Source organism: Sphingobium sp. S6, from assembly GCF_905120495.1.
GTDB lineage: Bacteria > Pseudomonadota > Alphaproteobacteria > Sphingomonadales > Sphingomonadaceae > Sphingobium > Sphingobium agri.
Window position 1 is genome coordinate 41,066 of the sequence record NZ_CAJHOG010000008.1, and the last position, 25,631, is coordinate 66,696.

At 62.9% G+C, this 25,631-nt stretch carries 23 protein-coding genes; 12 read left to right on the plus strand and 11 right to left on the minus strand.

All coding sequences use genetic code 11. The features are described from left to right. Positions 1-66: 66 nt before the first annotated feature. The 4 genes from SPHS8_RS16590 to SPHS8_RS16605 all read left to right on the plus strand — a co-directional run bounded on the left by SPHS8_RS16590 (position 67) and on the right by SPHS8_RS16605 (position 3,813). A complete protein-coding gene (locus tag SPHS8_RS16590; RefSeq protein WP_201516528.1) occupies positions 67-618 on the plus strand; it encodes a cupin domain-containing protein in 552 nt (183 codons plus the stop codon). Positions 619-722: 104 nt separating this feature from the next. Then, a complete protein-coding gene (locus tag SPHS8_RS16595) occupies positions 723-1,895 on the plus strand; it encodes an acyl-CoA dehydrogenase family protein (RefSeq protein WP_201516578.1) in 1,173 nt (390 codons plus the stop codon). Continuing rightward, the gene (locus SPHS8_RS16600) at positions 1,895-3,016 is read left to right on the plus strand and encodes a CaiB/BaiF CoA transferase family protein (RefSeq protein WP_201516529.1); all 1,122 of its coding nucleotides are present in this window, start codon (positions 1,895-1,897) and stop codon (positions 3,014-3,016) included. Before SPHS8_RS16595 ends, SPHS8_RS16600 begins: the two co-directional genes overlap by 1 nt. Next, entirely contained in the window at positions 3,013-3,813 is an 801-nt protein-coding gene (locus SPHS8_RS16605) for an FAS1-like dehydratase domain-containing protein (RefSeq protein WP_201516530.1), read from the plus strand. The genes SPHS8_RS16600 and SPHS8_RS16605 overlap by 4 nt, the downstream gene beginning before the upstream one ends. 70 nt (positions 3,814-3,883) lie before the next feature. On the opposite strand, the gene SPHS8_RS16610 is transcribed toward SPHS8_RS16605, so the two are convergent. From SPHS8_RS16610 to SPHS8_RS16625, 4 genes are read right to left on the minus strand one after another with little or no spacing between them, the layout of a single operon-like run. Further along, entirely contained in the window at positions 3,884-5,251 is a 1,368-nt protein-coding gene (locus tag SPHS8_RS16610; RefSeq protein WP_201516531.1) for an MmgE/PrpD family protein, read from the minus strand. Positions 5,252-5,255: 4 nt separating this feature from the next. After that, a complete protein-coding gene (locus SPHS8_RS16615; protein WP_201516532.1) occupies positions 5,256-6,746 on the minus strand; it encodes an aldehyde dehydrogenase in 1,491 nt (496 codons plus the stop codon). 25 nt (positions 6,747-6,771) lie between these two features. Beyond that, entirely contained in the window at positions 6,772-7,362 is a 591-nt protein-coding gene (locus SPHS8_RS16620) for a thiamine pyrophosphate-dependent enzyme (protein WP_097093440.1), read from the minus strand. Further along, the gene (locus tag SPHS8_RS16625; protein WP_097093441.1) at positions 7,350-7,901 is read right to left on the minus strand and encodes a thiamine pyrophosphate-binding protein; all 552 of its coding nucleotides are present in this window, start codon (positions 7,899-7,901) and stop codon (positions 7,350-7,352) included. The genes SPHS8_RS16620 and SPHS8_RS16625 overlap by 13 nt, the downstream gene beginning before the upstream one ends. 89 nt (positions 7,902-7,990) lie before the next feature. Between SPHS8_RS16625 and SPHS8_RS16630 the strand changes: the two genes are divergently transcribed. The 3 genes from SPHS8_RS16630 to SPHS8_RS16640 all read left to right on the plus strand — a co-directional run bounded on the left by SPHS8_RS16630 (position 7,991) and on the right by SPHS8_RS16640 (position 11,161). Further along, entirely contained in the window at positions 7,991-8,938 is a 948-nt protein-coding gene (locus SPHS8_RS16630; protein WP_097093442.1) for a LysR substrate-binding domain-containing protein, read from the plus strand. Between the two features lie 163 nt (positions 8,939-9,101). Further along, positions 9,102-10,271 (plus strand): alpha-hydroxy acid oxidase, encoded by a 1,170-nt coding sequence (locus SPHS8_RS16635; RefSeq protein ID WP_201516534.1) that lies wholly within the window; start codon positions 9,102-9,104, stop codon positions 10,269-10,271. Then, entirely contained in the window at positions 10,268-11,161 is an 894-nt protein-coding gene (locus SPHS8_RS16640) for an amidohydrolase family protein (protein WP_201516535.1), read from the plus strand. Before SPHS8_RS16635 ends, SPHS8_RS16640 begins: the two co-directional genes overlap by 4 nt. Before the next feature lie 46 nt (positions 11,162-11,207). On the opposite strand, the gene SPHS8_RS16645 is transcribed toward SPHS8_RS16640, so the two are convergent. The 6 genes from SPHS8_RS16645 to SPHS8_RS16680 form a co-directional block, all read right to left on the minus strand. Next, entirely contained in the window at positions 11,208-12,185 is a 978-nt protein-coding gene (locus tag SPHS8_RS16645; RefSeq protein WP_201516536.1) for an SDR family NAD(P)-dependent oxidoreductase, read from the minus strand. A 180-nt stretch (positions 12,186-12,365) separates the two neighbouring features. Then, positions 12,366-12,665, minus strand: coding sequence for a hypothetical protein (locus tag SPHS8_RS16650; protein ID WP_236575231.1), 300 nt, complete (start codon positions 12,663-12,665; stop codon positions 12,366-12,368). Positions 12,666-12,845: 180 nt separating this feature from the next. After that, on the minus strand, positions 12,846-15,878 hold the full coding sequence (locus tag SPHS8_RS20495; RefSeq protein ID WP_236575232.1) for a PAS domain-containing protein: 3,033 nt from the start codon (positions 15,876-15,878) through the stop codon (positions 12,846-12,848). Positions 15,879-15,994: 116 nt separating this feature from the next. Further along, a complete protein-coding gene (locus tag SPHS8_RS16670) occupies positions 15,995-17,155 on the minus strand; it encodes a PD40 domain-containing protein (protein WP_201516538.1) in 1,161 nt (386 codons plus the stop codon). Between the two features lie 25 nt (positions 17,156-17,180). Further along, entirely contained in the window at positions 17,181-18,113 is a 933-nt protein-coding gene (locus SPHS8_RS16675) for a ribokinase (protein ID WP_201516539.1), read from the minus strand. Positions 18,114-18,115: 2 nt separating this feature from the next. Next, positions 18,116-18,613: an RpiB/LacA/LacB family sugar-phosphate isomerase gene (locus SPHS8_RS16680; RefSeq protein WP_097093450.1), complete on the minus strand. Its 498-nt coding sequence runs from the start codon at positions 18,611-18,613 to the stop codon at positions 18,116-18,118. Positions 18,614-18,739: 126 nt separating this feature from the next. Here SPHS8_RS16680 and SPHS8_RS16685 point away from each other — a divergent pair, with 126 nt between their 5' ends. From SPHS8_RS16685 to SPHS8_RS16700, 4 genes are all read left to right on the plus strand, one after another. Next, positions 18,740-20,068, plus strand: a complete 1,329-nt coding sequence (locus SPHS8_RS16685) for an MFS transporter (protein ID WP_201516540.1) — start codon at positions 18,740-18,742, stop codon at positions 20,066-20,068. 25 nt (positions 20,069-20,093) lie between these two features. Next, entirely contained in the window at positions 20,094-21,044 is a 951-nt protein-coding gene (locus SPHS8_RS16690; RefSeq protein WP_201516541.1) for a sugar phosphate isomerase/epimerase family protein, read from the plus strand. Continuing rightward, positions 21,041-22,294, plus strand: coding sequence for an FG-GAP repeat domain-containing protein (locus SPHS8_RS16695; protein ID WP_097093453.1), 1,254 nt, complete (start codon positions 21,041-21,043; stop codon positions 22,292-22,294). Before SPHS8_RS16690 ends, SPHS8_RS16695 begins: the two co-directional genes overlap by 4 nt. Positions 22,295-22,409: 115 nt before the next feature. Next, positions 22,410-23,696 (plus strand): glycerate kinase type-2 family protein, encoded by a 1,287-nt coding sequence (locus tag SPHS8_RS16700; RefSeq protein WP_201516542.1) that lies wholly within the window; start codon positions 22,410-22,412, stop codon positions 23,694-23,696. On the opposite strand, the gene SPHS8_RS16705 is transcribed toward SPHS8_RS16700, so the two are convergent. Next, positions 23,693-24,424 (minus strand): FadR/GntR family transcriptional regulator, encoded by a 732-nt coding sequence (locus tag SPHS8_RS16705; protein WP_201516543.1) that lies wholly within the window; start codon positions 24,422-24,424, stop codon positions 23,693-23,695. The two genes, SPHS8_RS16700 and SPHS8_RS16705, sit on opposite strands and share 4 nt — an antisense overlap. Positions 24,425-24,557: 133 nt before the next feature. Here SPHS8_RS16705 and SPHS8_RS16710 point away from each other — a divergent pair, with 133 nt between their 5' ends. Further along, positions 24,558-25,625 carry a hypothetical protein gene (locus SPHS8_RS16710; RefSeq protein WP_201516544.1) on the plus strand — a complete coding sequence of 356 codons (1,068 nt, stop codon included), beginning with the start codon at positions 24,558-24,560 and terminating at the stop codon, positions 25,623-25,625. The last annotated feature ends 6 nt before the right edge of the window (positions 25,626-25,631 follow it).

Below are 25,631 nucleotides of genomic sequence, written 5' to 3' on the forward strand. Positions count from 1 at the left end.
TTTTCAATAGGATGCTTTGATGAACGTTCGATATATCGAACATGTTCAACAGGGAGAGTCGTTTCAGTGTCGGAAGTGGAGATCGGATCGCGCCTGCGCCGTGCGCGTGAAAAGGCCGGAATATCTCAGCGCACGCTGGCCAAACGTGCTGGGATTACCAATTCTACCATCTCGCTGATGGAATCGAACGGCACCAATCCGTCGATCGGCGCCTTGAAGCGCGTGCTCGATGCCATGTCCGTCAGTTTGTCCGATTTTTTCGCGATGGACGAACCGGACCGCCCTCAGTCTTTCTACAAGGCTTCCGAACTCACGGAAATTGGCAAGGGGTCCGTGTCCTTGCGTCAGGTGGGATCCAACCTGGCTGGGCGGCAACTGCAGATCCTGTCGGAGACGTGGCAGCCGGGCTCGGACACGGGGAAGATCAGCCTTACTCATGAAGGCGAGGAGGGCGGGGTGGTGATATCAGGCTTCATTGAAATCACCGTCGATGACGAACGATGCATCCTTGGACCTGGCGACGCTTACAACTTCGACAGCAGGCGGCCACATCGCTTCCGCTGCGTCGGGGATGAGCCGGCTCGCTGCATCAGTGCGTGCACTCCTCCCACCGTCTAGGATATTTGGATCATATGCCAGCTTCGCATAGCTCGGTTTGATTTCTGTACTTTTCAGCATGGCCTGTCCGTCGATACCGGCTGGCAAGCTTAGATATGATTGGGATGGAAATGGGCGCGCCCGAACAAGAAGAGACGTTTTCAGACATCCGCGAAGGCATCCGCCGGCTTTGTGCGCGGTTTCCCGGGGCCTATTGGCAGGAACTGGATGCTGAGCGGCGCTATCCCACCGAGTTCGTGACGGCGCTGGCCAGCGAGGGTTGGCTTTCAGTGCTGATCCCGGAGGAGTTTGGCGGCTCGGGTCTTGGGCTGGCTGCTGCAACGGCGGTGTTGGAGGAAGTGCACCGTTCGGGATGCAATGGCGGTGCGGCCCATGCGCAGATGTACACCATGGGCACTGTCCTGCGGCATGGGTCGGAGGAGCAGAAGGCACGCTATTTGCCGAAGATCGCGTCGGGTGAGCTTCGCCTCCAGGCGTTCGGGGTCACCGAACCGACGAGCGGCACTGACACGACCCGTATAAGGACCTTCGCCAAGCGGGATGGCGACGACTATGTCGTGAATGGCCAGAAGATCTGGATCAGCCGCGCTGAACATTCCGACCTGATGGTCCTGCTGGTTCGCACCACGCCGCGTGAGGAATGCGCCAAGCCTACCGATGGCATCAGTGTCTTGCTGGTCGATATGCGTGAAGCGGTAGGCAACGGCCTTACCATTCGGCCGATCCGCACCATGCTGAACCATGCGACGACGGAACTCTTCTTCGACGATTTGCGCGTGCCAGCGGCGAACCTGATCGGGGAGGAAGGCAAGGGCTTCCGCTACATCCTGTCCGGCATGAACGCCGAACGCATTCTGATCGCGTCGGAATGTATTGGCGACGCGCGCTTCTTCATTGATCGCGCGAGCGCCTATGCAAAGGACAGGTCCGTCTTCGGCCGTCCGATCGGGCAGAACCAGGGTGTCCAATTCCCCATCGCGCGCGCCTATGTGCAGACGACCGCCGCCGCTGCCATGGTGGATCGGGCCGCGGCGTTGTTCGACGCGGGGGTGCAGCCGGGCACCGAAGCGAACATGGCCAAGATGCTGGCATCCGAGGCGTCATGGTATGCTGCCGACATGTGCGTCCAGACCCATGGCGGCTTCGGCTTTGCGGAAGAATATGACATCGAGCGCAAGTTCCGCGAAACGCGCCTTTACCAGGTCGCGCCGATTTCGACCAACCTGATCCTCAGCCATGTGGCGACGCATGTGCTGGGCCTGCCGAAGAGCTTCTGATGGGAAAAGTGCTGGAAGGCCTGCTGGTCGTCTCGCTGGAACAGGCGGTGGCCGCGCCGCTCTGCACCAGCCGCCTTGCAGAAGCGGGGGCGCGGGTCATCAAGCTTGAGCGGGCGGAGGGAGACTTTGCGCGTGGTTATGACTCCGTCGTGCATGGCGAAAGCGCCTATTTCGTCTGGCTCAACCGCGGCAAGCAGTCGCTGCGCATCGATCTGAAAGACCCCGCCGACGCGGCGCTGGTGGAACGGATGCTGTCCAAGGCAGACGTGTTGGTCCAGAATCTCGCCCCGGGCGCGGCGGCGCGATCGGGTTTCGGATCGGCTGATCTGCGCGCCCGCTATCCCCGCCTCATCACCTGCGACATCACCGGCTATGGCGAGAGCGGCGATGCGGCTGGAATGAAGGCCTATGACTTCCTGATCCAGTGCGAAGCCGGGCTGGCGAGCATCACCGGCACGGCGGATGATCCTGCGCGGGTCGGGGTTTCGGTGGCCGACATCGCCTGCGGGATGAATGCGCATGCTGCGATCCTTCAGGCGTTGATCGAGCGGGGACAGACCGGCAAGGGGCGCGGCATCGCGGTGTCGCTGTTCGATGGGTTGGCCGATTGGATGACGGTGCCGCTGCTACATTATGATTATGGCGGCAAGGCGCCGTCGCGCGCTGGGCTGAAGCATCCTTCGATCGCGCCCTATGGCGCCTTTGCGACTGCGGACGGATCGCAGATCGTGGTGTCGATCCAGAATGAGCGGGAATGGGCGAAGTTCTGCGCCACGGTGCTGGGCGATGCAGGCCTAGCGACGGACCCGCGCTATGCGTCCAACACGCTGCGTAGTGCCAATCGTCCTGAACTGGACGCGATGGTCGGCCGTGTTTTTGCAGCCGAAATGCCTGACGCACTGATCGCCCGGCTGGAAGCGGCTGGCACGGCTTGGGCACGATTGAACGGTGTCGATGGTTTGTCGCGGCACAGCCAGCTTCGCCGCGTCACCGCGCAAACCCCGACTGGACCTGTCGCCTTGCCAGCCTCGCCCGTAAGATGGGATGGGGAGGAGGCGGTTGCGCTGCCGGTTCCGGCTTTGGGGGGCGATGATGAGGCGATCCGGGCGGAGTTTCTGTGAGCCGAGCGGTCGAACATCGCACCGATATAGCCGCCGCTCGGCAGGCGCATTTGCTTGCGGCGCTGCTTGATCATGACAGGCCGCCGTGGCGGGCGGGAGAGTTGCCGCCGCTTGCGCACTGGTTGTTGTTTCCGCCGGACGCGCGGCAATCATGCATTGGACCCGACGGTCACCCGATGCGGGAGGATGATGGCCTGCCGCACCGGATGTGGGCGGGCAGCCGCGTGCGTTTTCTCGCGCCGATCCCGCTTGGCAGCGAAGTGGAGCGGGAAACGAGCGCGATCGCGATCAACGACAAAGAGGGGCGATCCGGGCGGATGCGCTTCGTCACCCTGCGTCACCTGTTGAAGGTGGACGGCCAGGTCTGTGTTGAGGAAGAGCAGGACATCGTCTATCGCGAAGCTGGGCGGAACGGGGCTCCTCCGCCGCCCGATGCGCTGACGCCCGCGCCGCAAATTGCGCGTGCGGTAACGATTGATCCGGTGCAGCTTTTCCGCTTCTCCGCCCTCACTTTCAACGCGCACCGCATCCATTATGATTTGCCCTACACGCAGGATGTGGAAGGCTATCCCGGGCTGGTCGTCCATGGCCCCTTCATCGCGACATTGCTGATGGATCATTTCCTGCGCCATGCTCCAGCCGCGCAGGTCTCAAGCTTCTCCTTCCGCGCGCAGCGGCCGATTTTTGCGGGAGAGCCGTTTATGTTGGGCCTGTCACCGGAGGGTGTAGGTGGCGACTTGATGGCGATTGATCAAGCGGGCGGCTTGGCGATGCGGGCGCGAGTAGAAACCCGCTAATCTAGTCCTGTTCGCGGGCGCAGGGGCTCGCCAGGTCGCCAGTGCCAAAGTAGGCTCTTTGACTGGGCGGCTATGAGGCTAGGCGCGTCAGCTTTTCGACCTCCGGCAGTGACGCCAGGTCAAGTGCAGCCTTGGCAAGCGTGTCCGCCTTGGTCGCTCCCAGCACTGGAGCGGCAAGCGCCATAAACTTAGCCAACAGCTTATCTGTTCCGAGGAAGTTGGAGGGTTCGCCCAGCGGCACGACCACTTTGCGGCTGAAAGTCTGACCGCGCGCCGCGATGGTGATTTTCCCCGACATGTTGGTTGGGAACTCCGCCTCGATCTCCGGATCGTGGATGCAGTCGACCTTGGGCAGCATCGTGCGGATGACAGGGTCGTTCAACCGCTGATAGCTGTCCCATTCCATCGCGCCTGTGACCAGCGCGCAGGAGAGGACGAACGGCGCGCTGAACTGCGCGTCCACGATGTTGCGTGGATTGCGTTTATGCTCGATCGGCGCGCCGACCAGCAGCAGGCCAGCGTTGGACAGGCCGTAGGTGATGCTGTCCACCTGCTCCGGCAACAATCCATGCTCCGCCCGCAGCGCCAGCACCGCGTCTATACCGGCATGGCCGTAGCGACAGGATGGATAGGGTTTGATGCCGGTATGCATCAACTCGTAAACGGAGCCGAGATCCTGTACGACCCGCTCTGGCCTGGGCGCAGGCGCGTAGCCCTGAAGAAAGCCATGGCGTCCCTCGATCGCTTCTGCCGGACCCTTGTAGCCATTGCGCGCCAATGTCGCAGCGGTAAGGCCAGCCATCGCCGCCCATCCGACTTGAAACGGCTTTGTCTGCGCGCCATCGGCCAGGAACTGGAGGCTTCCCGCGCTCTGGCTCAACGCAATGCCCAGCGCGGAGCTGATCCCTGCGGCATCAAGGCCGAATATCCGCGCCGCCGCAGCAGCAGCGCCGAACACGCCGCAGGTCGCGCTGGGATGAAAGCCGCGGGCATAATGATCGCCCGCTGGGAGTGCCACAGCGATCCGGCAGCAAGTCTCATAGCCAGCGACGATGGCGGCTAGAATGTCCGCGCCGGATGCTCCCACAATCTCCGCTGCGGCAAGTGCGGCCGGGATGACCGGCGCGCCGGGATGCAATGTCCCAGCGGCATGGGTGTCGTCAAAGTCGAGCGCATGCGCCAGCGCGCCATTGAGCAGCGCCGCACCCGCCGGGGCATAGCCTGTCCGATCGCCGAACACACGGGCTGCACCATTGCCCATGCCCATCGCGGCTACGGTGGCGAGCAGGGGCGGAGCGACCGCCGCCTCGCTGCGCGCTCGCACGATGTTGCCGATGAGGTCGAGCAGGAGAAGGGGCGTGCGCTCGACCACCTCTGAGGGCAGGGGCGCTATCGAGACGTTGGCACAGAAATCCGACAAGGCTTCCGTGATTTTCATGATCTCACCGGATCACGAATGGATTTGATACCGGAGAGCCGAGGTCGATCCATACGCTTTTGGTCTGGAGATATTCGTCCATCGCCTCTTGCCCGTTTTCGCGTCCGATGCCGCTGCGCTTCATGCCGCCGAACGGGGCCATGAAACTGACGGCGCGATAGGTGTTGACCCAGACCGTGCCCGCCTCGACGCGTTCAGACATGCGAATGGCGCGGCCGATATTCTGCGTCCATACGCCCGCAGCGAGGCCATAGGGGCTGTCATTGGCGATCGACAGCGCCTCTTCCTCATCATCGAACGGGATGATGGCAAGCACCGGCCCGAACACTTCCTCGCGCGCGATCGGCATCTGGTTGTTGACGCCGGTGAAGATGGTGGGCTGCACGAACCAGCCGTCTTCCAACCCGGCAATCGTAGGCAGGCCGCCACCCAGCACGCATTCTGCGCCCGATTGACGAGCCCCGGCAATATGATCGATTATCTTGCCGCGCTGCGCCAGGGTCGTCACCGGCCCGACCTGTGTGTCGGTCAGCTTCGGATCGCCGATGCGAGCGGTGCCGGCCAAGGCGACCAGACGCTCCACCACCTCGTCATGCACGTCGTGCTGTACCAACAGGCGCGATCCCGCGATGCAGGTCTGGCCCGATGCCGCGAAGATGCCCGACACCGCGCCATAAACCGCCCGGTCGAGGTCGGCATCGTTAAAGATGATGTTGGGCGACTTGCCGCCCAACTCCAGCGTGACCTTTTTCAGATTTTCGGCAGCGGAGCGATAGACGGCGATGCCGCCGGGTTCGCCCCCGGTAAAGGCGACCTTGGCAATGTCAGGATGTTTGACCAGCGGCTCGCCACATTCCTGTGGCAGGCCGGTGACGGTATTGACGACCCCCGCCGGGAAGCCCGCGCGTTCGAACAGTTCGACAAAGGCGAGGGTCGAGCAGGATGCATGTTCCGACGGCTTGATGACCGCCGTGTTGCCCGCCGCCAGCAATGGCGCCAGCTTCCACGCCAGCAGCATGAGCGGCGAGTTCCACGGCGTGATGCAGGCGATCACCCCCAGCGGCTCGCGGCGGGTGAAGGCATGCATTGACGGCTTGTCGATTGGGAGGACCTGCCCCTCGATCTTGTCGGCCAGACCCGCAAAGTAGCGATAATAGGTGGGGAGATTGCCAAGCTGCGCCCGCATTTCCGCGATCAGCTTGCCATTGTCCTGCGTTTCGAGTTGCGCGAGGCGTTCCGCTTCTTCCGCGAGGATGTCGGCAAAGCGGTAGAGCAGGGCGCCGCGCGCGGTTGCTGTCAGGCCACGCCACTCGGGCGAGCGGAAGGCGGTGCGCGCCGCCTCCACCGCTGCATCGACATCGGCAGAGGTGCAGCGCGGGATCAGAGCCCAGGGCTTGCCAGTCGCGGGGTCAAGGCTCTCCAGCCATTCGCCGCCACCCGCCTCACGCGCACTCCCCGCCAGCAGATTGCGGAACCGGACCAGATCCTCAGCCATTAAACTCTCCCCTCGACCTGCTGCTTCAATTCGGCCCGAAGCCCAGATGTTCGCGCATGCGTGCCTTCAGCCATACACCATCGCGGGCGGGCAGGGCACGCGGCGTTTCCTCGTGCACGATGCGGATGACGATCAGGCGCGGACCTTCACCGATCGTGCCGATCGCTTCGCGTGCCCGAGCGATGCCCGCCTCATCGGTGACTTCGAAACATTCCGTGAAACCGCACACTCGCGCCATCTCGGCCAGGTTGATCCCTGCGCCCGCGTGGCTCATCTGTCCGCCGGTTTCGCCATAATGGCCATTGTCGAGAACAACGATCGAGAGGTTGTTCGGCCGCTGAACGCCGATCGTTGCAAGGCCGCCAATGCCCATCAGCTGCTCTCCATCGCCGGTCACGACCGTCACTGGACGCTCCGGCTGCGCCAGAGCGAGGCCGAGTCCGGTCAAAGCCGCGCCGCCCATGGCTCCCCACAGGTAGAAGTTGCCGGGATGGTCGCCCGCCGCGAAGACATCATAGGTGGGGGAACCAAGGCCAGTGACGATCAGCATATCCTTGCGATCGGCGAGCAGGTCCGCCACGGCCTGGCGGCGGTGGAGACGGTTCACTTCAGCCATTTCTTCGCTCCCAGCATGCTTTGCGACAACAGGATAGCGATCGGCTGATCGCTTTCGAACGCCATGGTCGCGGCGGACGCCATCATTGGGGCGAGGTCTTCGAGCCGGTCGATGCGGATGGTGGTGACGCCCATGATCTCAAGCGCGGCGGGCGTTGCGCGGCCCATCGAGACTTGCCACGGGTTGAATTCCTGAAACTCGCCGCGCATCGTGACGATCGTCAGAAACGGAACGCGGCAGCTCGCCAGCAGCGAGAGCATGTTGATGCAATTGCCAACCCCGCTCGACTGCATGAGGAGGGCGCTCCGCTCCCCGCCCAGCCACGCGCCGGTGCAGAGCGCTATGCCCTCTTCCTCGGTGGTGAGGACAATGCTCTTCATGTTCTCGGCGGCGCTGCACATGCGGATCAGCCGGGCATGGCCTGCGTCCGGAACATAGCTGACCTGCCGTACATTCGCCTGCTGCAAGGCGTCGAAGATTATAGGTGCCCAGGGGGAGTCGGCGTGTGCCCCTGTTTCCGTCTCGCTAATGGCTGACATGTGTCCCTCGAAGTGGATTTCGCAAAGCCTATTGCGGGATTTGCTAAACCAATAGGAACAATATACGCGTCCAGCTATGTCGGTTGGGCATGATAGAAAGGCGCGTGCAGGTGGATTTCCGGCGGCTTGAACATTTCCTGAAAATCGCCGAGCTCGGCTCGCTCAGCCGGGCGGCGGACAGGATGCGGATCGCTCAGCCCGCGTTGAGCAGACAGATGCGCATCCTTGAGGAAGAGGCGGGCACGCCGCTGTTCTACCGCCATCGCAGGGGCATGCAGCTCACGCCGGCTGGCGAGGAATTGCGGCAGCATATCGCAGGACCCGTGCGCCAGGTCCGGCAGGCGTTCGACGACATACGCAACCGATCGGCGGAAGGAGGCGGCCAGATCGCCCTGGGGGTTCCTCCGACGGTCAGCTATATTCTGGCTGGACGGCTTGCCCGCCGTGTCGCGGAGCAGGCGCCCAATATCTCGCTGCGGATCGTCGAGGGCTATGCCGGGCACCTGATCGACTGGCTGCAAAGAGGCGAGATCGATGTCGCGCTGCTGTACGGCCCGGCTTCGGATTTCCAGATGAATGTGGCGGAGATATTGTATGAGGAGTTGGTCCTTGTCGGCCCCTCATCCTCCGACCTCAATCCTGCGACGCCGATTTCGATCCAGGAAGTCGTCAAGCTGCCCATCGTGCTGCCCAGCCAGTCGCACGGACTTCGGCTGATCGTGGAGGCAGCGGCGCGCAAGGCCGGTGTTCCGCTCAATGTCCGATTTGAAGCGGACTCCTTTCTGGTGCTGAAGGAGCTGGTGGAATTCGGTCTTGGCTATACTGTATTGCCACTCTCATCGATGAGCCGCGAAGTCGATGCTGGCATCTTGCGCTATGCGCCTATCGGCCATCCGCCCGTCGTCCGCCAGTTGGTGCTCGGCATGCCGCGCGAGGAGCAGCTGACCCGTTCGACGCGGATCATCGTTCGGCTGGTGCGTGAGGAGATCAAGCATCTGGTGGATAGCGGTGTCTGGAAGGCCCAGCTGCAATATTGATTAAGAGGTATCGCGCCGTTCGGACATATCGATCCGGCATAGGTGGCGATAGCTGTTCTATGACTATGAGCGCAGTGCGGGGGCTATTTCATCGCGATGCCGGAACGAGGAAATGGTGGGGAGGACAGGGTTGGATAGGCGGGAAGCCGAGCCATCGGCCCGAATGAAGCGGAAGGCAGCGGGCGTCCTTTCCCTTGGGGACTATGAAGCCCTTGCGCGCGCGCATTTGCCACGCCCGCTGTTCGGCTATGTCGCTGGAGCATGCGAAGATAATCTGACGGTCGCGGCCAATCGGGAGGCGATGCGCCGCGTCGCTTTCGTCCCGCGCGCTTTGCGGGACATGGCGGGCCGGACGCAGCAAGTCTCCCTGTTCGGTGAGAACTGGTCTTCTCCGTTCGGCATAGCACCGATGGGACTTTCGGCTTTGATCGCGATGCGGGGGGACATTGCCCTCGCACAGGCCGCCCACGCCGAAAATGTGCCGATGCTGCTCAGCGCGACATCGCTCATCCGGCTGGAGGAGGTGCGGGCGGTTTCGCCCTCCTGCTGGTTCCAGGCCTATCTTCCCGCTGATCGCGACTGGATCGACGGTGTGGTGGACCGGGTCACAGCGGCAGGCTTTGGCACGCTCGTCATTTCCGTGGATGTGCCGGTTCTGGGCAATCGTGAGAATTTGATCCGCGAACGTTTCTCCACGCCGCTCAAGCCGTCGCTTCGGCTCGCGCTGGACGGGGTGCTGCACCCCCGCTGGCTGCTCGGCACCTTTGCGCTGACCCTGCTCCGCCATGGCATGCCGGCGTTCGAGAATTCGAGCGCGACGCGGGGCGCGCCAGTGATCGCCCGCAATGTCGAGCGGAGCTTCGGACAGCGCGACCGGCTGACCTGGGACGGGATCAGGCACATTCGTGACCGCTGGCGTGGTAATCTGGTCATCAAGGGATTGCTGCACGCGGAAGATGCCAGCTTGGCGCGCAGCGTTGGGGCGGATGCAATCATCCTGTCCAATCATGGCGGGCGGCAGCTCGACGGGGCGATTGCGACGCTTGATGCCTTGCCCGCCGCCGTCGCCGCAGCAGGCGATATGCCGGTCCTGATCGACAGCGGGTTCCGCCGGGGCAGCGACATATTGAAGGCGATCGCCTTGGGGGCGCGCATGGTTCTGATTGGACGGCCTTTCCTCTATGCTGCGGCGGTTCACGGGGAAGCGGGCGTGCGCCACGCCATCGGGCTGCTGCGTGCGGAAATCGACCGCAACATGGCCCTCTTGGGGACCAACTCGCTGGATGAGCTTGGGCCGGACTATCTTTACCGCACGGACGGAGCAGCCATATGACAGAGACCGAGCAGCCCCGCCCATGCCCCGGCCCGCCTGCTGAGCAGGGCCCGCCAACCCGTTTCGTGATGCCTGAAGGCGCGATCGACACGCATTGCCATGTCATCGGCGCGCCGCCGGAATATCCGCTGGTGGCGGAACGGTCCTACACCCCGCCGCCTGCGAGCGCCGAGGCCTATCTCGCGATGCTGGATGCTGTGGGTTTCGCCAAGGGCGTCCTTATCCAGGTCAGCGTGCATGGAACGGACAATCGGCTGCTCCATGAGACACTGTCGGCACATCGCGCACGATTGCGCGGCGTTGCAGTGATGCCCGCTGACCTGCCCGAGGCAGAATATGCGCGGGCGCATGAGGCGGGCGTGCGTGGCCTTCGCCTCAACGATTTCATCCGAGATGGCGCGGGTCTGTACGGTGGGGGCATAGGTTTCAAGGATCTGGAGCGGTTCGACGCGCTGGCCTGTGAAATAGGCTGGCATCTTCAGTTCCTGCTCGACGGGCGGAACCTTGTGGACCTCGCCCCGCGCATAGCTCGTCTTCGTGCCCCGTGGATCATCGATCATATGGGACACATACCCTATGAGGCTGGCGTCGATCATCCGGGTTTCCAGACGCTGGTGCAGATGGTCGCGGATGGCGGATGGGTCAAGATTTCGGACGCCTTCCGCATGTCGGAACAGCCCGGTTATCGCGATTCCATCCCCTTCGCCCAGGCGCTGGTCGCTGCCGCGCCCGATCGCTGCGTCTGGGGATCGGATTGGCCCCATGTCGCGCAGTGGCGGCCCATGCCTACGGTATCGGGGCTGCTCGACCTGCTAGCCGAATGGGTGCCTGACGAAACGGTGCGCAACCGCATTCTCGTCGATAATCCGGCACGCTTCTATGGCTTCTGATGCTGTCATGACGGCCTCGCGGGGAGGCGGTTGCGCAGCGGTTCGGTCAGCATTTACTGCGCACGGGCATGGCGCTCCTGAGCAAATCTTCAGCTACCTGCCAGAGCAGGCGGGCCGCATCCGGATCAAGCGAAGAGGCGGACACGCCCCAGCCCGAAGGCATCGGCGGAGCCCAGATCGGCGCAATGGCGCAATCTTCGAGATACAGTCCCCCTTGGCCCTCCAGCTCTGGTGCGACAGCGGCCCACACCGGAGTTGCCGCGCCTTCATCCGCCGTCTTCATGCGGCCCTGCGGCAATGAGCCGTCTTCATTGACCCAACCCAGCTTGACCGCGTCTTCAAAGGTGACATGCCGGCCCAGTTTGGTTTCAACCCCACCCGGCGTGACCGCATTCATCGTCACGCCCACATCCGCATGGCGACGGCTATATTCGACGGCAAGCAGGTTGGCGCACAGCTTGGCATGGCCATAGGCCTCGAACTTGTCATAGGCACGCCTCTCATAATTGAGGTCGTGGGTATCCAAAGTCGCCAACTGATGGGACCCTGAAGAGACGATGACTACCCGGCCGATCCCGCTTCCTTCCCTCGCTGCTGCCAGAGATGGCAGAAGCAGCTCTGACAGGAGAAACGGCGCGAAATAGTTGACGGCCATTTGGCTTTCGAAGCCATCCTCAGTCATCGTGAGCGGCGGGCCCATCAGCCCGGCATTGTTGATGAGGAGATCGAGCGGCCGACTGCGCCAACGCTCGGCGAAGGCGCGGACAGAGGCCATTGAAAGGAGATCAACCTGTTCGACAGCAGGGGGTGCCACTCCTCGCGAAGCGGCGATGCGTTCTGATACGTCCCGTCCAGCGGCCATGTCGCGCACCGCCAGCGTTACCTCGGCTCCCGCACCGGCAAGCGCTGCGGCAATGGCCACGCCGACGCCGGAGGATGCTCCAGTTACGACGGCAGTGCGTCCTGTCAGGTCCACGCCACGCAGCACGTCATCTGCGGTCGGCAGCGATATGGTATCGGACATTTTATCTCCCGTGATTGGTGTCACGCTTTACCGTTCGCGTTCAGTGCGGCAACCGAGCGGCTCCATTATTGCGCATTTTTCATGAATTTTGCGCATGATGCGATAAGCCGCTGCTTCGGGCATAGCTCCAGCCGGCAGAGGAGCAGACCTATTCAATCCGTCAAACTTGACGGAAAGAGATCAGCAGGTCAGGCCCTGCCCGCGACGGAACCAGATATTGGCTGGCGAATGCCACAGGGCGGCCGTTCCCATCAGCAGAACCGCCACGGCCTTCGCCATTGCGCTATGCAGCGCGCCGTCATGTAGCGTGATGCCTCCATGGTGCAGCGCCAGAGCAAGGCCTGATCCAGCAACGATCGTCACGCCGATCCGGGCCGGGCTCGACCCCAGCATCAACAGGGGCAAGAGCACGAATAGCAGGCTCGCCGAGACGATAATGCCTACATCATCCCGGCAGCATATGTCGCTCATTTTGAACAAATAGCAGAGAATGGTGTAACCTGCGGCACCGGCAATACAGGCTGTTCCAATGAGAACTTCGAGAGGGGGGATGCGCATGCTGACTCCGGTTCAAGCGCAGCACCAATTATTCCTTGGCTCAGATGTTCCAGATATTGAAGGTGAAGAAGGTCTTCATTGCTTCGGATCAATGACATTTCTTCAGACGCCGGGCGCCTCGTCCAAGGCCGCGGCAAGCTCGTCGCTCCGGAACGGCTTCACTAACCGCCTCAGATCCGGCGCGATCTCATCCAGCTCGGCGTAACCCGAGACGATAAGCACTTGTATTTGAGGCAGTGCCACAATCAGGTCGCGCGCAAGCTCTGTTCCGCTTTTCCCCGGCATCAAATGATCGGTCACGAGCAAATCGGGCGACAATCCTCGTTCGACCAACTTCATCGCTTGTTCGGCGGAGTCCGCTTCGACCACATCATAGCCGATGTCGCTCAGCATCGCGGACGTCGTCATGCGGGCAAGATCTTCATCGTCGACGACCAGCGCAATCCCGGCCGCCGCTTTCTGACCCGCCGCTGCCGTGGGGAGCGGGGCGGCAGTGGCGTGAGCGCCGCTGATCGGCAGCCACAGTTGCACGTTGGTTCCCACTCCCAGGTGGCTCTGAATGGTGAGGGCGCCGCCGAGTTGCGATGCAAGGCCATGCGCCATGGACAGGCCAAGACCTGTGCCTTGGCCGACGCCCTTGGTTGAGAAGAATGGTTCGATCGCGCGTGCCAATGTCGCTTCGTCCATGCCTACCCCCGTGTCGGCAACGGAAAGCTTGAGATAGCGTTCGCCCGTCAGTTGTTCCGGGCGGTTGCCCTGATCCTCGGAGGCAACCACGCTGATGCGGAGCATGCCGCCGTCTGGCATGGCATCGCGTGCGTTCACCGCGAGGTTGAGCAGCGCCATCTCCAACTGATTATGATCGGCATGTGCGGGAGGAAGATCGTCCGCGACCTCTACCGCTACCTTGATCTGAGGGCCCGCCGTGCTGGCGATAAGATCGGCCATGCCATGGACGAGGCTGCCAAGGTCTACCGCGCTCGGTTGCAGCGGTTGGCGGCGAGCGAAAGCGAGCAGGCGTTGCACCAGAACCTTGGCGCGTTCAGCCGACTGTGCCGCGCCTGCAATCAGACGTTGCTCGCGTTCGCCTCCCAACCCCCTCCGTTGCAGGATGTCGAGGCTGCCGACGATCGGCGTCAGAAGATTGTTGAAATCATGTGCGACGCCACCGGTGAGCTGGCCCATCGCCTCCATTTTCTGGGCGTGGCGCAATTGTTCTTCCGCTTCAGCAAGGCGCTCCTGCTCGCGCAGCAGATCGGTGACATCTCGCCCGATGAGGTAAGCCGCCGTCACCTCCCCAGACGCACCGCGCACCGGCTCAAAATGCATATCATAGGCTCGCCGGTCTGCCGGGCTGTCGCCCCACCATGCGCGCTGCTGGAAAGACTCACCGGCGAGAGCTCGCGCCCACAGCTTTCGCGCTCCCTCACATTGTTCAGGCAGATGCGACAGCAATTGAAGCAATGATTGACCGATTTGGGGCCGGACGCCGAATACGCGTTCATAATCAAGCTGACCGGCCGGGTTGATGGCCAGGAAACGATAGTCCACGCCGATCATCTGGATCGGGGAGTCCGTCGCGGCGACGATTTCAGCAAACAGCCGACGCTCGGCCAGCGCTTCACCGACCCGACGTTCCAGCGTCGCGTTGAGTTGCCGCACTGCATCTTCGGCACGTGCGCGTTCGACCGCTGCCCAAGTCCTCTCCGCGACCTCCAACGCAACGGCGGCCTCCTCATCGGTCCACATTCTTGTTTCGGCTTCGTGGAGGTATAGGATCGCCGTCAGGCGGCCTTCCTTTATGAGTGGCACGATCAACAAGGCCGTAGCGCCGATGCTGGCATATCCCTCGGCGAAAGGCGCGGCGACAGCATCGTCCGCGACCGACGGAATCCGAAGCAGCTTGCCTGCCTTTAGCTGCGCTATGATGGCGGGGCCGAAAACATCCAAGGGACGTGTTTCGCCCGCGAGAGAGGTCATGCGGCCATCGCTCCAGTCGCGCTCGACGGTGACATGGCGCTGCTCCGCGTCGATCTCACCATAGCCGGCGCGGCCCACGCGCAGATATCGTCCCAGAAGGCGCGCCGCAGTCTCCTTGATCTGCTCGGCCCGAACCAAGGGCCTCAATTCATCCCCAAGCTCAAGAAAAAAGCCTTGCCGTTCAGCCAGAGCGCGCAAATCCGCTTGAGCATGGGCCCGCTCCACGGCCGACCAGGTGCGCTCAGCCACCTCCTGGATCAAATCGACCTCTTCGGCCGTCCAGCGGCGCGGTTCTTGATGATGCAGGTAAAGCGCGGCGACGAAGCGGCGATCCTTGATCAGCGATACCGTCACCGCAGAGCGGACCTGCAGGGCAGCGAACGCCGCCGCGCTCATGGAACCCTGCGCGCGCGGGTCCGTCAACGTATCCTCAACCGCCAGGGAGACGCCATTGCGCAGCGCAGAGAAAATCTCGTCACCAAAGGCGGCGAGATCATGGGTGCCGTTGTGATGCGGCACGGAGCCATCAGTCCAGTTACCGGACGTGGTGAAATAGCGCCCTTCCGGATCCAGGCCGCCATAGCCGACCCGGCTCATCCCGAAATGCTCACCAAGCAGCGCTTGCGCCGCCATGACAATCTCTTCGGCGTCTTGCAAATTGCGGAAGGAAGCTTCCAGCCGACTCATGAAATGCTGGCGCTCTCGCGCGATCACGGTTCGGGTCGTTTCCGTGCAGACGCAAAGGGCGGCAACGGCGGCTCCGGATTCGTCTCGTACTGGGCTATAGGAGAAGGTGAACCAGGCAGGCCCGGGCTCGGGCCGATGAAGCGTGACCGGCAGGTCTTCAAAGCGTGTCGCTTCCCCTGCAAATGCCAGGTCCACTACCGGCTCGATCACATCACGGACTTCCGGCCACACCTCAAAGAACGGGCGGCCCATCGCGCTGGGGTGATGCGGGCCGAGGATGGGAATGTACGCGCTGTTGTAGACCAGCCGACGCGTCTCCCCGATGAGGATAAACATCGGGAACGGCGCATCCGCGATGACGCCGGTGATCAATCTGACAGACATCGGCTGGTCCGCGACAGCAGCTATCAGCAGCTCCTGCTCCGCAATGAGCGGCAGGTCGGTGGTGCATTGGTCGCTCTGTTGCATTTGCGCCTAGCGATAGAGAAGATCGCGTCGATGCGCCAGAGAGCTAAATGGACGGCCACTTCTTCGTAGCTTTTCGGTTGGAGGTGGGAGCGGGTTAAAACCCGCCCCCTGAAGAATTATTTTCCTCCGAAGGTTCCGATATAAAGCCCTGCCGAGTGGCCGGACTTTCCGGCGGGATCCTTGATGGCAAAAGCTATGCGGCGGCCGTCCGGGGACACGGTGGATTGATGCGCCTGCGCCCCCGATCGGCTGACATTGGTAAGGGCTCGGCGAGACTTGCCGTCCATAGTGATGACGAAGATGTCGAAGCCCTTGCCGGAGTTGGCGGCGGCGATCTCCGCTGCATTGCTTTTACCCGCAAAGCGCAGAATCTGTTCGACGCCCGGTTTGATATGGGCGCTGATGCCGCGATAGGGGCCATCCGGATCGGAATGGATATTCGCTTCTTCCAGGCCATAGCGCTCGTCCGGGAAGACATGGGTTTCGTTATGTGACGGGGTGGCGTACACCTTGCTCACGGCCTTGGTCGCGATGTCGACCTTGTACATTTCGCTGTCAAGCGTGGCCACCTCGGTGGTCCAGAACATGACGCTCCGCCCGCCGTCGATGAAGTCATAGGCTTCAGGGAAGCTGGCCGGGCCGGGCTGGCCGGGGCGATAGGTATAAAGGGCCTGCTGGTCCGCAAGGCGGGCGGTGCGTCCGTCATTGACGAGCCTTGCCTTGGTGAGTTCCAGACCCGTGGCGGTCGGACGTGACCAGGCGATGTCGACCGATCCGTCCGCATTGGGGCTGCGTGCGATCGCGATGTCGCCCATGGCCCCGCTGTTCAGCGAAACAGGGCGGGCCAGCTTCTTCGACATCCAGAAGAGCTGGGTGCGGCCCGCATCGGCCGCGCCGCCGCTGCCGCCTTTCATCCCCGGCGCGGCCTCGATCAGGAAGCTGTTGTCGGGCAGGTAGAAAATGCGGGTGACGAATTGCGTGTCGCCGAACTTGCAGGTCAGGCAGCGCACTTTTTTCGTACGGAGATCAATCTCATAAGCCGGGCTATCGACCAGATCGTCCTTCGTGAAGGCTATCCGGCGGCCATCGGGCGACCAGTTGGGCCGGTTGCCCCAGCCCAGCAGACGCTCCTGATGGAAGGGCGCGGTCAGATAGTCGATCTTGGCATCCTTCGCCGTTGCGGCAGGCGCGGTCAGGGGGAAGGCTACGGTCAGGAGCGCCGCGCTCAAGATGCGGGCGGCTCGATTGGGCTTACGGGCCGCAATGATATGGGTCACGCTTCAGGCTCCTTTGTCGATATTTTTAGTGAGTGTGTGCGGGAGTGCTGCCCAGGCATTGCAGCACGGTTGCGCGGTCGGGGATCGAGGCTGCCGCGCCGAAGGACTGGACAGCGATGGACGCGGCGGCATTGGCTTCGGCAGCGGCCCGCTCGATCGTGTCGCCTCGGGCAAGCCCAGCGGCGAGATAGCCGCAAAAACAGTCGCCTGCGCCGGTGGTGTCGATCACCTTGGCAGGCCGCCCCGCAATACGCTGGACCTTGTCCTCACTTATGATCGCCAGACCATCAGCGCCTAGGGTCACGAGCAGGATTTGGCCAGGCTCCAGTCCGAGCGGAGTCCTGCTCGACAGCAGGCCATTGTCGTCCAGCATGGGTCCAACATCTGATCCGGCAAGCAATGCCAGTTCGCCTTCATTGACGATAAGCAGATCGCAGAGCGGCAGCAACTCACGCGCTCCGGTCGACGCGGGCGCGGCGTTGAGGATGGTGAAGGCGCCGAGTGTACGGGCACGCCGGAACAGGACTGCCGTGGCGGGTGCAGGCGTCTCCATCTGAGCGAGGCAGACGTCGGCCGGGCCAAGATCAACCTCCGCCGCCAGAGCGGCATCGACATCGCTGTTCGCGCCCGCGATGTGAATGATCTGATTATCGTGCGGCGATGTGGCCACCAGCGCGCAGCCCGTGGCGGAGGAGGTGGCACGCACTCGTTCCACATCCACCCCATGACCGGCAAGTGCAGCTGTCATGCTGGCTCCGTCTTCATCCTTTCCGACAGCGGCCAGCAGGATGCAATGCGCCCCCGCGCGCGCCGCGCCGACGGCCTGGTTCGCGCCTTTGCCGCCCAGTTGGCGCGTCAGGCTGCTCCCCGATACGGTTTCTCCCGCAAGCGGCAGGCGCGGTGTGCTAACCAGCAGGTCGACATTGACGCTGCCCAATATGACGACCTTGCCAGCCATGCTCAGCCGCCCTGCTCCAGCAATGTGAGCTTTGCGACGCGGCGGCGGAAATGTTCTTCGTCGCTGAACTGCGCCGACAGAAAATGGCGGATGATGTCGAGGGCGATTTGCGGTCCGGTGATCCACGCGCCGATGCACAACACATTGACATCATCATGCACCACCGCCTGCCGGGCGACATAGGTGTCGTGCGCTACCGCAGCGCGGATGCCGCGCACCTTGTTGGCGGCGATGCACGCGCCCGCGCCGGTGCCGCAGAGCAGGATGACCCGATCTGTCTGCTTGTCGAGGATGGCCTGCACCGCGCGCCGCGTAACGTCGGGAAAGTCGACAGGCTCTTCCGACTGCGCCCCGACATCGATGATCCGTCCGCTATGGCGGCCAAGCAACTCCAGCACCGGCGGGCGCAAAGGGAAACCGGCATGATCGTTGGCAAAGCCGATGACATCCCGATACGGGATAAGCTGTTCGTCACCGGACAATGTTTCTGGTTTGCGCATTGATCCCCGAGCCCCCTTGCCAGTGCCGCTTCCGCAGTCTTTTACCGGCAGAATCGAACTGCCCACTGGCGCTTTGATCCTGCTGTGGTATTACCAGTTTGGAATCCGATCAAGGGGGAGGGCCGAATGACGCAGGGCAGGGAGGAAGCGATGGAGCGCGGCAGGCTCGCGGCCTTTTGCGTCACCGCACTTGCGATCCAGGCTTACGCGACCCTGGTCACGGTGTTCCTGCCTGAATTTTACGCCAATGCGCTGGCGCTGCCGGTGGGCGCGGTCGGCACTGCCTTCATGACGGTGCGGGTGCTGGACCTGATGATCGACCCATTGCTGGGCGGAATGATGGACGCCACGCGATCGCGTTGGGGACGGTATCGCCCCTGGCTAGTGGCGAGCGCGCCCATCCTGATGCTGTCGACCTATGCACTGTTCCAGGCGGAGCGGGGAGTCGGCATGGCCTATCTATGGGCATGGCTGTTCATTGCCTTCATCGGATTTTCGATGATCGTGCTGTCGCATCTTGCCTGGACCGCAACCCTCGCCACGGGAGCAGCGGAGCGGACGCGCATTTTTGCCTGGTGGCAGATTTTCGCGACGGCAGGGCAGTTTTCTATCCTCGCCATATTGCCGCTCGTCGCCAGCGCCTATCCGGGCGACCCGGGAGCGGGGATGCATGCGGCGGGTTGGGTCATGATCGTGCTGATCCCTGCCGCGATCTTGCTGGCGCTCAAGACGACTCCTGAAAAGCAGCCCTCCGAGGGTTCTCAGGCAGCCCTTGCATTGCGCGATTATGTCGCGCTCTTTTCGCAGGGGCCGGTCGTCCGGCTTGTGCTGGCAGACTTGCTGATTGCCCTGTCGACCGGCGTCGCCAACGCCGTGGCGCTGTTCTTCTATATGGGGCAATTGGGGTTCGACCGGGCGGCTGCCAGCACGCTCATCCTGATCGCCTATGCCGCAGCTTTTGCCGGAACGCCGCTGTTCGCGAAGCTTGCCGGGCGGATCGGCAAGGCGCGCGCGCTGCAAGTTGGCGCGTTGATGCAGGCGGCACTGCAACTGCTCATGGCGACGCAGCCTGCGAACGCCTTCTGGCTGACGGCTGCCAACGTCGCGGTACTGGGCCTCTGCATACCCATCGCCTGGTTCCTGCCGCGCGCGCTGATGGCCGATGTCGCCGACGCTACTCGCGCCCGCTTCGGCGTCGATCGCACCGGGCTGCTCTATGCGACGCTCAACGGATCGATGAAGCTGGCGTTGGGGCTGGCGGTCGGCCTTGCCTTCCTGCTGCTTGGCTGGCTCGGCTTCGATCCCGCCCATGCCAGCGATCCGCGCAACGCCTTGCCGCTGCGCACGTTGATCGGCATCGTGCCCGCACTGTTTTCCCTTGGCGTGGTCCTGTGCATGATGCGCTATCCCGAAACCTCCCTGCGGGAGGCGAGCCGCAAGGCCGCTCTCGCCTGACCCTTCCAAACTGAAAGATATGCCGATGAATCGCCGCGACCTCCTCAAATCCTCTGCTTTGTTGATGCTGGGGGCGGGCGTGCCGGCGATGGCGCGCCGCAAATCCGCCTCATTGCTTGGGAAGGATGGGGCGGGGGTCCAGCTTTATATGTTCGATCCTGACCTCAACCGCGACTTCGACGGCGCGCTCGCCAGCATCGCGGCGACAGGCGTCCGGTCGGTGGAGCTTGCGTCGCTGCACCGTCGCTCCGCCACTGAATTCCGGGCTGCACTGGACAAAGCGGGCCTTGTCTGCCCGAGCGCTCATGTCGCCGCTTCGTCGACGGTGCCGGGCGCAAGCGGGCTCAACTTCGATGATCTCGACAAGCTTGTGGACCAGCTCAATATTTTGGGTTCACGCAACGCCGTGTTGCCGCTTTTCCAGTTCCCCAAGGACCCGATCTGGGGTCCGCCGATCTCCTTCATGTCGCTGATGAAGCCCGGCGGAGCGCCCATTACGGCCGACCGTTATGAGCGCATGGCCGACTTCCTCAATGAGAAGGGCGCGGTGCTCAAGAAACACGGTATCCGCATCGGTTATCACAATCATAATGGCGAGCTGGCGCCACTGGGGAACAAGACGGGTTTGCAGATCCTGCTTGAACGAACGGACCCGAGCATCGTCGATTTCGAGCTGGATGCCGGATGGCTGGCGGCGGGCGGGCACGACACCGCCGCCTGGCTCGAGCGCTATCGCGGCCGCTTCACCCAGATGCATGTGAAGGACATCGCGGCGGGTACGCAGATCAATTATCATATGCAGCAGAAGCCGACGGAGGTCGGGTCGGGCATAATGAACTGGCCCGCAATCCTGAAGGCGGCGCGAGGTGCGGGCGTGCGCAATTTCTTCGTTGAACAGGAGCCGCCTTTCACCGGGGCGCGCATCGACTCTCTCAAGAAGAGCCTTTCCTATCTTCGCAAGCTGGAGACCGCATGATGAACCGTCGCCTGATGAGCCGCACGGCGATCTTCGCTTTTCTGATGGCAGGCGCGATGCCCGGGCAGGCGCAGAACGAAGCCGCGTCGACACTGATGTTCGACGACGTGACGGACACGCATGTCCCCGTTTCCAAATATCTCCACGCCCTGGATGTCGCGCTGGTTGACGTGGACGGTGATGGCGATCTGGACGCAGTGCTGGCCGTCGAAATGGGCCCGAACCGGCTCTACATCAATGACGGGCAGGGGCGCTTCACCTGGAAACAGGGCGCGCTTGGCACCAAGGCGCATGATAGCGAACATGTGCTGTCGGCCGACTTCAACCGCGATGGCTTTCCCGACCTGATCTTCGTTGCCGAGGAGGATCATGCGCACCAACTGTTCCTCGGCGGGCCGGGGGGTGTGTTTACCGAAGCGTCGGACCGGTTGCCGAAGATGAGCGAAGGCAATGGGCTGGCGGTCGGCGACGTCAATGGCGATGGCCTGCCCGACATCGCCATCGGCAATTCGGCGGAGGACCGCCCCGGCAAACCGCGCGCTTCGGGACAGAATTTCCTGTGGCTCAACGATCCCAAACAGCCCGGCACCTTCATCGACGCCACGGCAACTCATCTGCCCGCTTATGAGGATGATACACAGGATATCGCGCTGGTCGACGTCGATGGCGACGGCGATCTCGACATGGTGGTCGCTAATGAAAGCCCGCCGAACCGGCTGCTGCTGAACGATGGCAAAGGGCATTTTCGCGAGTCGTCGAAGGGCCTCCAGTTGCTGACGCCGATGGAGACGCGCGAAGTGCATGTGTTCGACGCCAATGCTGACGGGCGGCCCGACATCCTGTTCCTGAACCTGACCAGCAACAACAAGAAATGGGACAAGGATCCCCAGGCGCGGTTGCTGATCAACAAGGGGCGGGGCAAGTTCCGCGACGAAACCAAGACGCGCCTGCCTGCCAATCGTTTTTCCAGTTGGGGCGGGATGGTGATGGACTTCAACCATGACGGCCATCCTGACCTGATCGTCGGGGCGATCGACGTGCCGGGCTTCAAGCCATTGCAACTGCGTGCCTATGCCAATGACGGCAAGGGCCGCTTCAGCGATGTGACGGCGACCATCATGCCCGCCACCGCCGTGGGGCGCAGCTGGAGCATGGCGAAAGGCGACGTCAACGGAGACGGCGTGGAAGACCTTTTCGTCGGCACCTGGGGTACGCAGGCCCGCCTGCTGCTGGGGAAGAAGGCCAAATAGTTCGACGACAATAGCATTCCGCCAGATGGAATTGTCCTTTTCACGCAAGTTGCGATTTGCAGCTTCCACCTCCGCTTTGTAAGCCAAAGACATAGCGGCGGGCGAGGAACGGACATTGACGGAAGGCGACAGGGTGAAAGCGGCGCGGATTGCGCTGGCGCGGGAGATGTTCGACGTCGCCCTGACAACGGTATCGGCCGAGCGCTGTTTGCCATCGCATCTGCCGCCCCCTCCGGAAGGACGGCGGCTGGTACTGGCAGTGGGGAAGGCCGGAGCGGCGATGGCCAGCGTGGCGTTGCGCCATTCGCCGCCGGGTACGCAGGCGATCGTTCTTATTCCTTATGATCACGGACTGCCGCCAGGTACTTTGCCGGCCGATGCGCTGGTCATCGAGGCGGGGCACCCCTTGCCCGACCAGCATGGCCTGCACGCGGCGCAGATGATCCAGGAAGCCGTGCGCGACCTTGGCGAACAGGATCAGTTGCTGGCGTTGATATCCGGCGGCGGGTCGGCTCTGCTGGCGCTGCCGGTCGATGGCGTATCGCTGGATGACAAGCGCCGCGTGACACGGGAATTGCTGCTATGCGGGGCGACCATATCGCAGATCAATTGCGTGCGCACGCACTTGTCGCAGGTCAAGGGCGGCCGTCTCGCCGCGCTGGCGCACCCGGCGGAGGTCGTCACCCTCGCCTTCTCTGATGTACCGGGAGATGATCCCGCGCTGATCGCGTCGGGCCCGACCGTGGCGGATCGCACGACGCTGGAGGATGCGCGCCGGGTGATCGAGCGTTATCGCATAACGGTCCCCGACAATGTGATGGCTGTGCTGAACGATGACCGGCATGCGACGCCGCGTCCCGGATCGCCTGAACTTGCGCGCGCGGACACGCGGATCGTCGCGCGCAACCGCATGGCGCTGGAAGCTGCGGGGGAGGTGGCAGCGGCGGCGGGATATAGGCCCGTCTATCTGGGTGATGATCTGGAAGGGGATGCGACCGAACTCGGCATCGTTCACGCTGCGCTGGCCCTGCATCATCAGCGCAAGGGCGGGCGCTGGGCGCTGCTGTCGGGAGGAGAGACAACGGTGCTGGTCGGCAACCCGTCGGGCAGGGGCGGGCGCAACAGCGAGTATATGTTGAGTCTTGCCATGTCGCTGGACGCCGCGCCGGGGATTTCCGCGCTGGCGTGCGACACGGATGGCATCGATGGCGTGGGCGGACATGCTGGAGCGATCGCTGACGAAAGCACGCTGGCGCGGGCCAGAGCGGCCGGCCTGTCAGCGAGCGGAATGCTGCGCGAGAATAACAGCTTCGGTTTCTTCGAGGCGTTGGGGGATCTGCTGTTCACCGGCCCGACCCGCACCAACGTCAACGACTTTCGCGCGATCCTGATCGACGGCTAAGCATCCGGGATCGTCCCCTGCAGCTTCCACGCGGCGCCGATCGCGAAATGGCTGAGGATCAAATCGTCAGCCATGGATGCGTCGCCAGCGCGGACGGCCTCGTAGATTTTGCGGTGATGATCGACCAGATAATCCCGCGCCTTCGGGCTGTCCGCGATGCGCCTGCGCCGTTCGACATGCGACCGCTCCAGCAGATGCGTGATCGTGCCATAAACAGTCGTCAAAGCGGGGGAATGCGCGGCGGCGACTAGCTGGGTGTGAAAATGAAGATCAGCATGCCCCCCGCTCGACACATCGTCGATGGTCGCTTCTATCTCCTCCAGCGCTCCCTCGAGGTTGCGCTGGTCTTCAGGCGTCGCCCGGGTACAGGCAAGGCGCAGCGCCTGCCGTTCCAGTGCGATGCGGACCTCGACAATGTCGTCGATGATCGCGGGTTGCTGCGCCAGCGCAAGCGAGAAGAATTCGCCCAAGACCGCTGCATCGGGGATGCGCACGGTGCTGGCGCGTCCGTGGCGCGTTTCCAGCACGCCGATCATCTCCATCGCGCGGACGGCTTCGCGCACGGCGGGACGGCTCACCCCCAGGCTCAACGCCAGTTCCCGTTCGCTCGGCAGGCGGTGCCCTGTCTCCACGCCGCCATTCACCAGCAGGTCACGCAGGTGCGCCAGCACCCGGCGATATCCTGAAGTCTCCGGTTCTGTGGGGACGGCGGCGCACTCGATGGTCATGCATTGGCTTTACCGCCCGCAGCGTTTCCTGACCAGCGGTTAGTCGCGCTGTCCATATGGTGAAACATCCATGACATCAGCTTGACTTGCAGCGGCCGCCAAGCTGCTTGCGCAAGGCTAAGGAGAAAGATCAATGAAGGCAAAGCATGTACTGGCCGCCGCGCTCTTTGCGGCAGTGCCCTTGTCCGCACTCACCGCGCAGACTTTTACACGCGGCGAGGCCGTGCCCGCGACGATGCCGCTAGGAAACAAGCCGGGCAATCCCATTCAAGACATGCCGCCCGGGCAGCGGCTGATCTCCGCCTTTGGAGAAAGGCCCGTGTTCTCGACCAAGGGGGACAAGCTGGCGTTCATCGGCAAATCCTATGGCGACGCTTATGAATATGACATGGCGACCGGCCGCACGCGCAACTTGACCAGCCACTCGCCCAGCGAGGGCTATTTGCGGATGCATTATCTCCCTGACAGCAGCTACCTTCTGCTTGGCCCCCGTATTCTGGGAAAGACGCGGGAAGAAACCCGGCATGGCCGCATCGAACTGTTCTGGATGGACGCTCAGGCGATGAGTGCGCCTGTTCCGTTGGGCATCACCGTGTTCGAAGGGATAGCGGTCAGCCCGCGCAGCAACATGATCGCGTGGAGCCAGGTGAAAGCGGCGGCTGGCGGCAAGCCGGCATCCACGACCATCTACACCGGTCGCGTTGCCGTCAACGGGCAGTCGGCAAAGCTTGAAAACGTGCGGGAAATCGTGACGACCACCGAATGCTTTGTTGAGGCACAGGACTTCTTGCCGGGCGACAAAGGCCTGACGATGCCTTGCTACGGTTTCGGCAAAGGGCCGACGGGTGTCGAGACGAAAGTTCTTTCGGTCGATTTCGCTACCAGGAAGATCACAGAATATCCCACGCCTTCTACCCTCTATGGCGAAGTCGAGGGGATTTTCCCTGATGGAAAGCGAACCTTCGTCGAATGTGCGCAGGACCGTTCGAAGGGCATGGATCTGTGCATATTGGACCTTGACCCTAAGAAGCCGCGCTACACGCGCATGACCAACATAGTGCAATATGGCGGCTGGAAATACGGCAATCCCGTCGTGCGGCCGGACGGCCGGATGGTCGCGGCGCAGGTAGGGTCGGCCGATGTGATCGACGCAGGGGTCGGGCAGGGCATCGTCTTGATGGACCTCGCCCCGAATTTCTGATCCGCA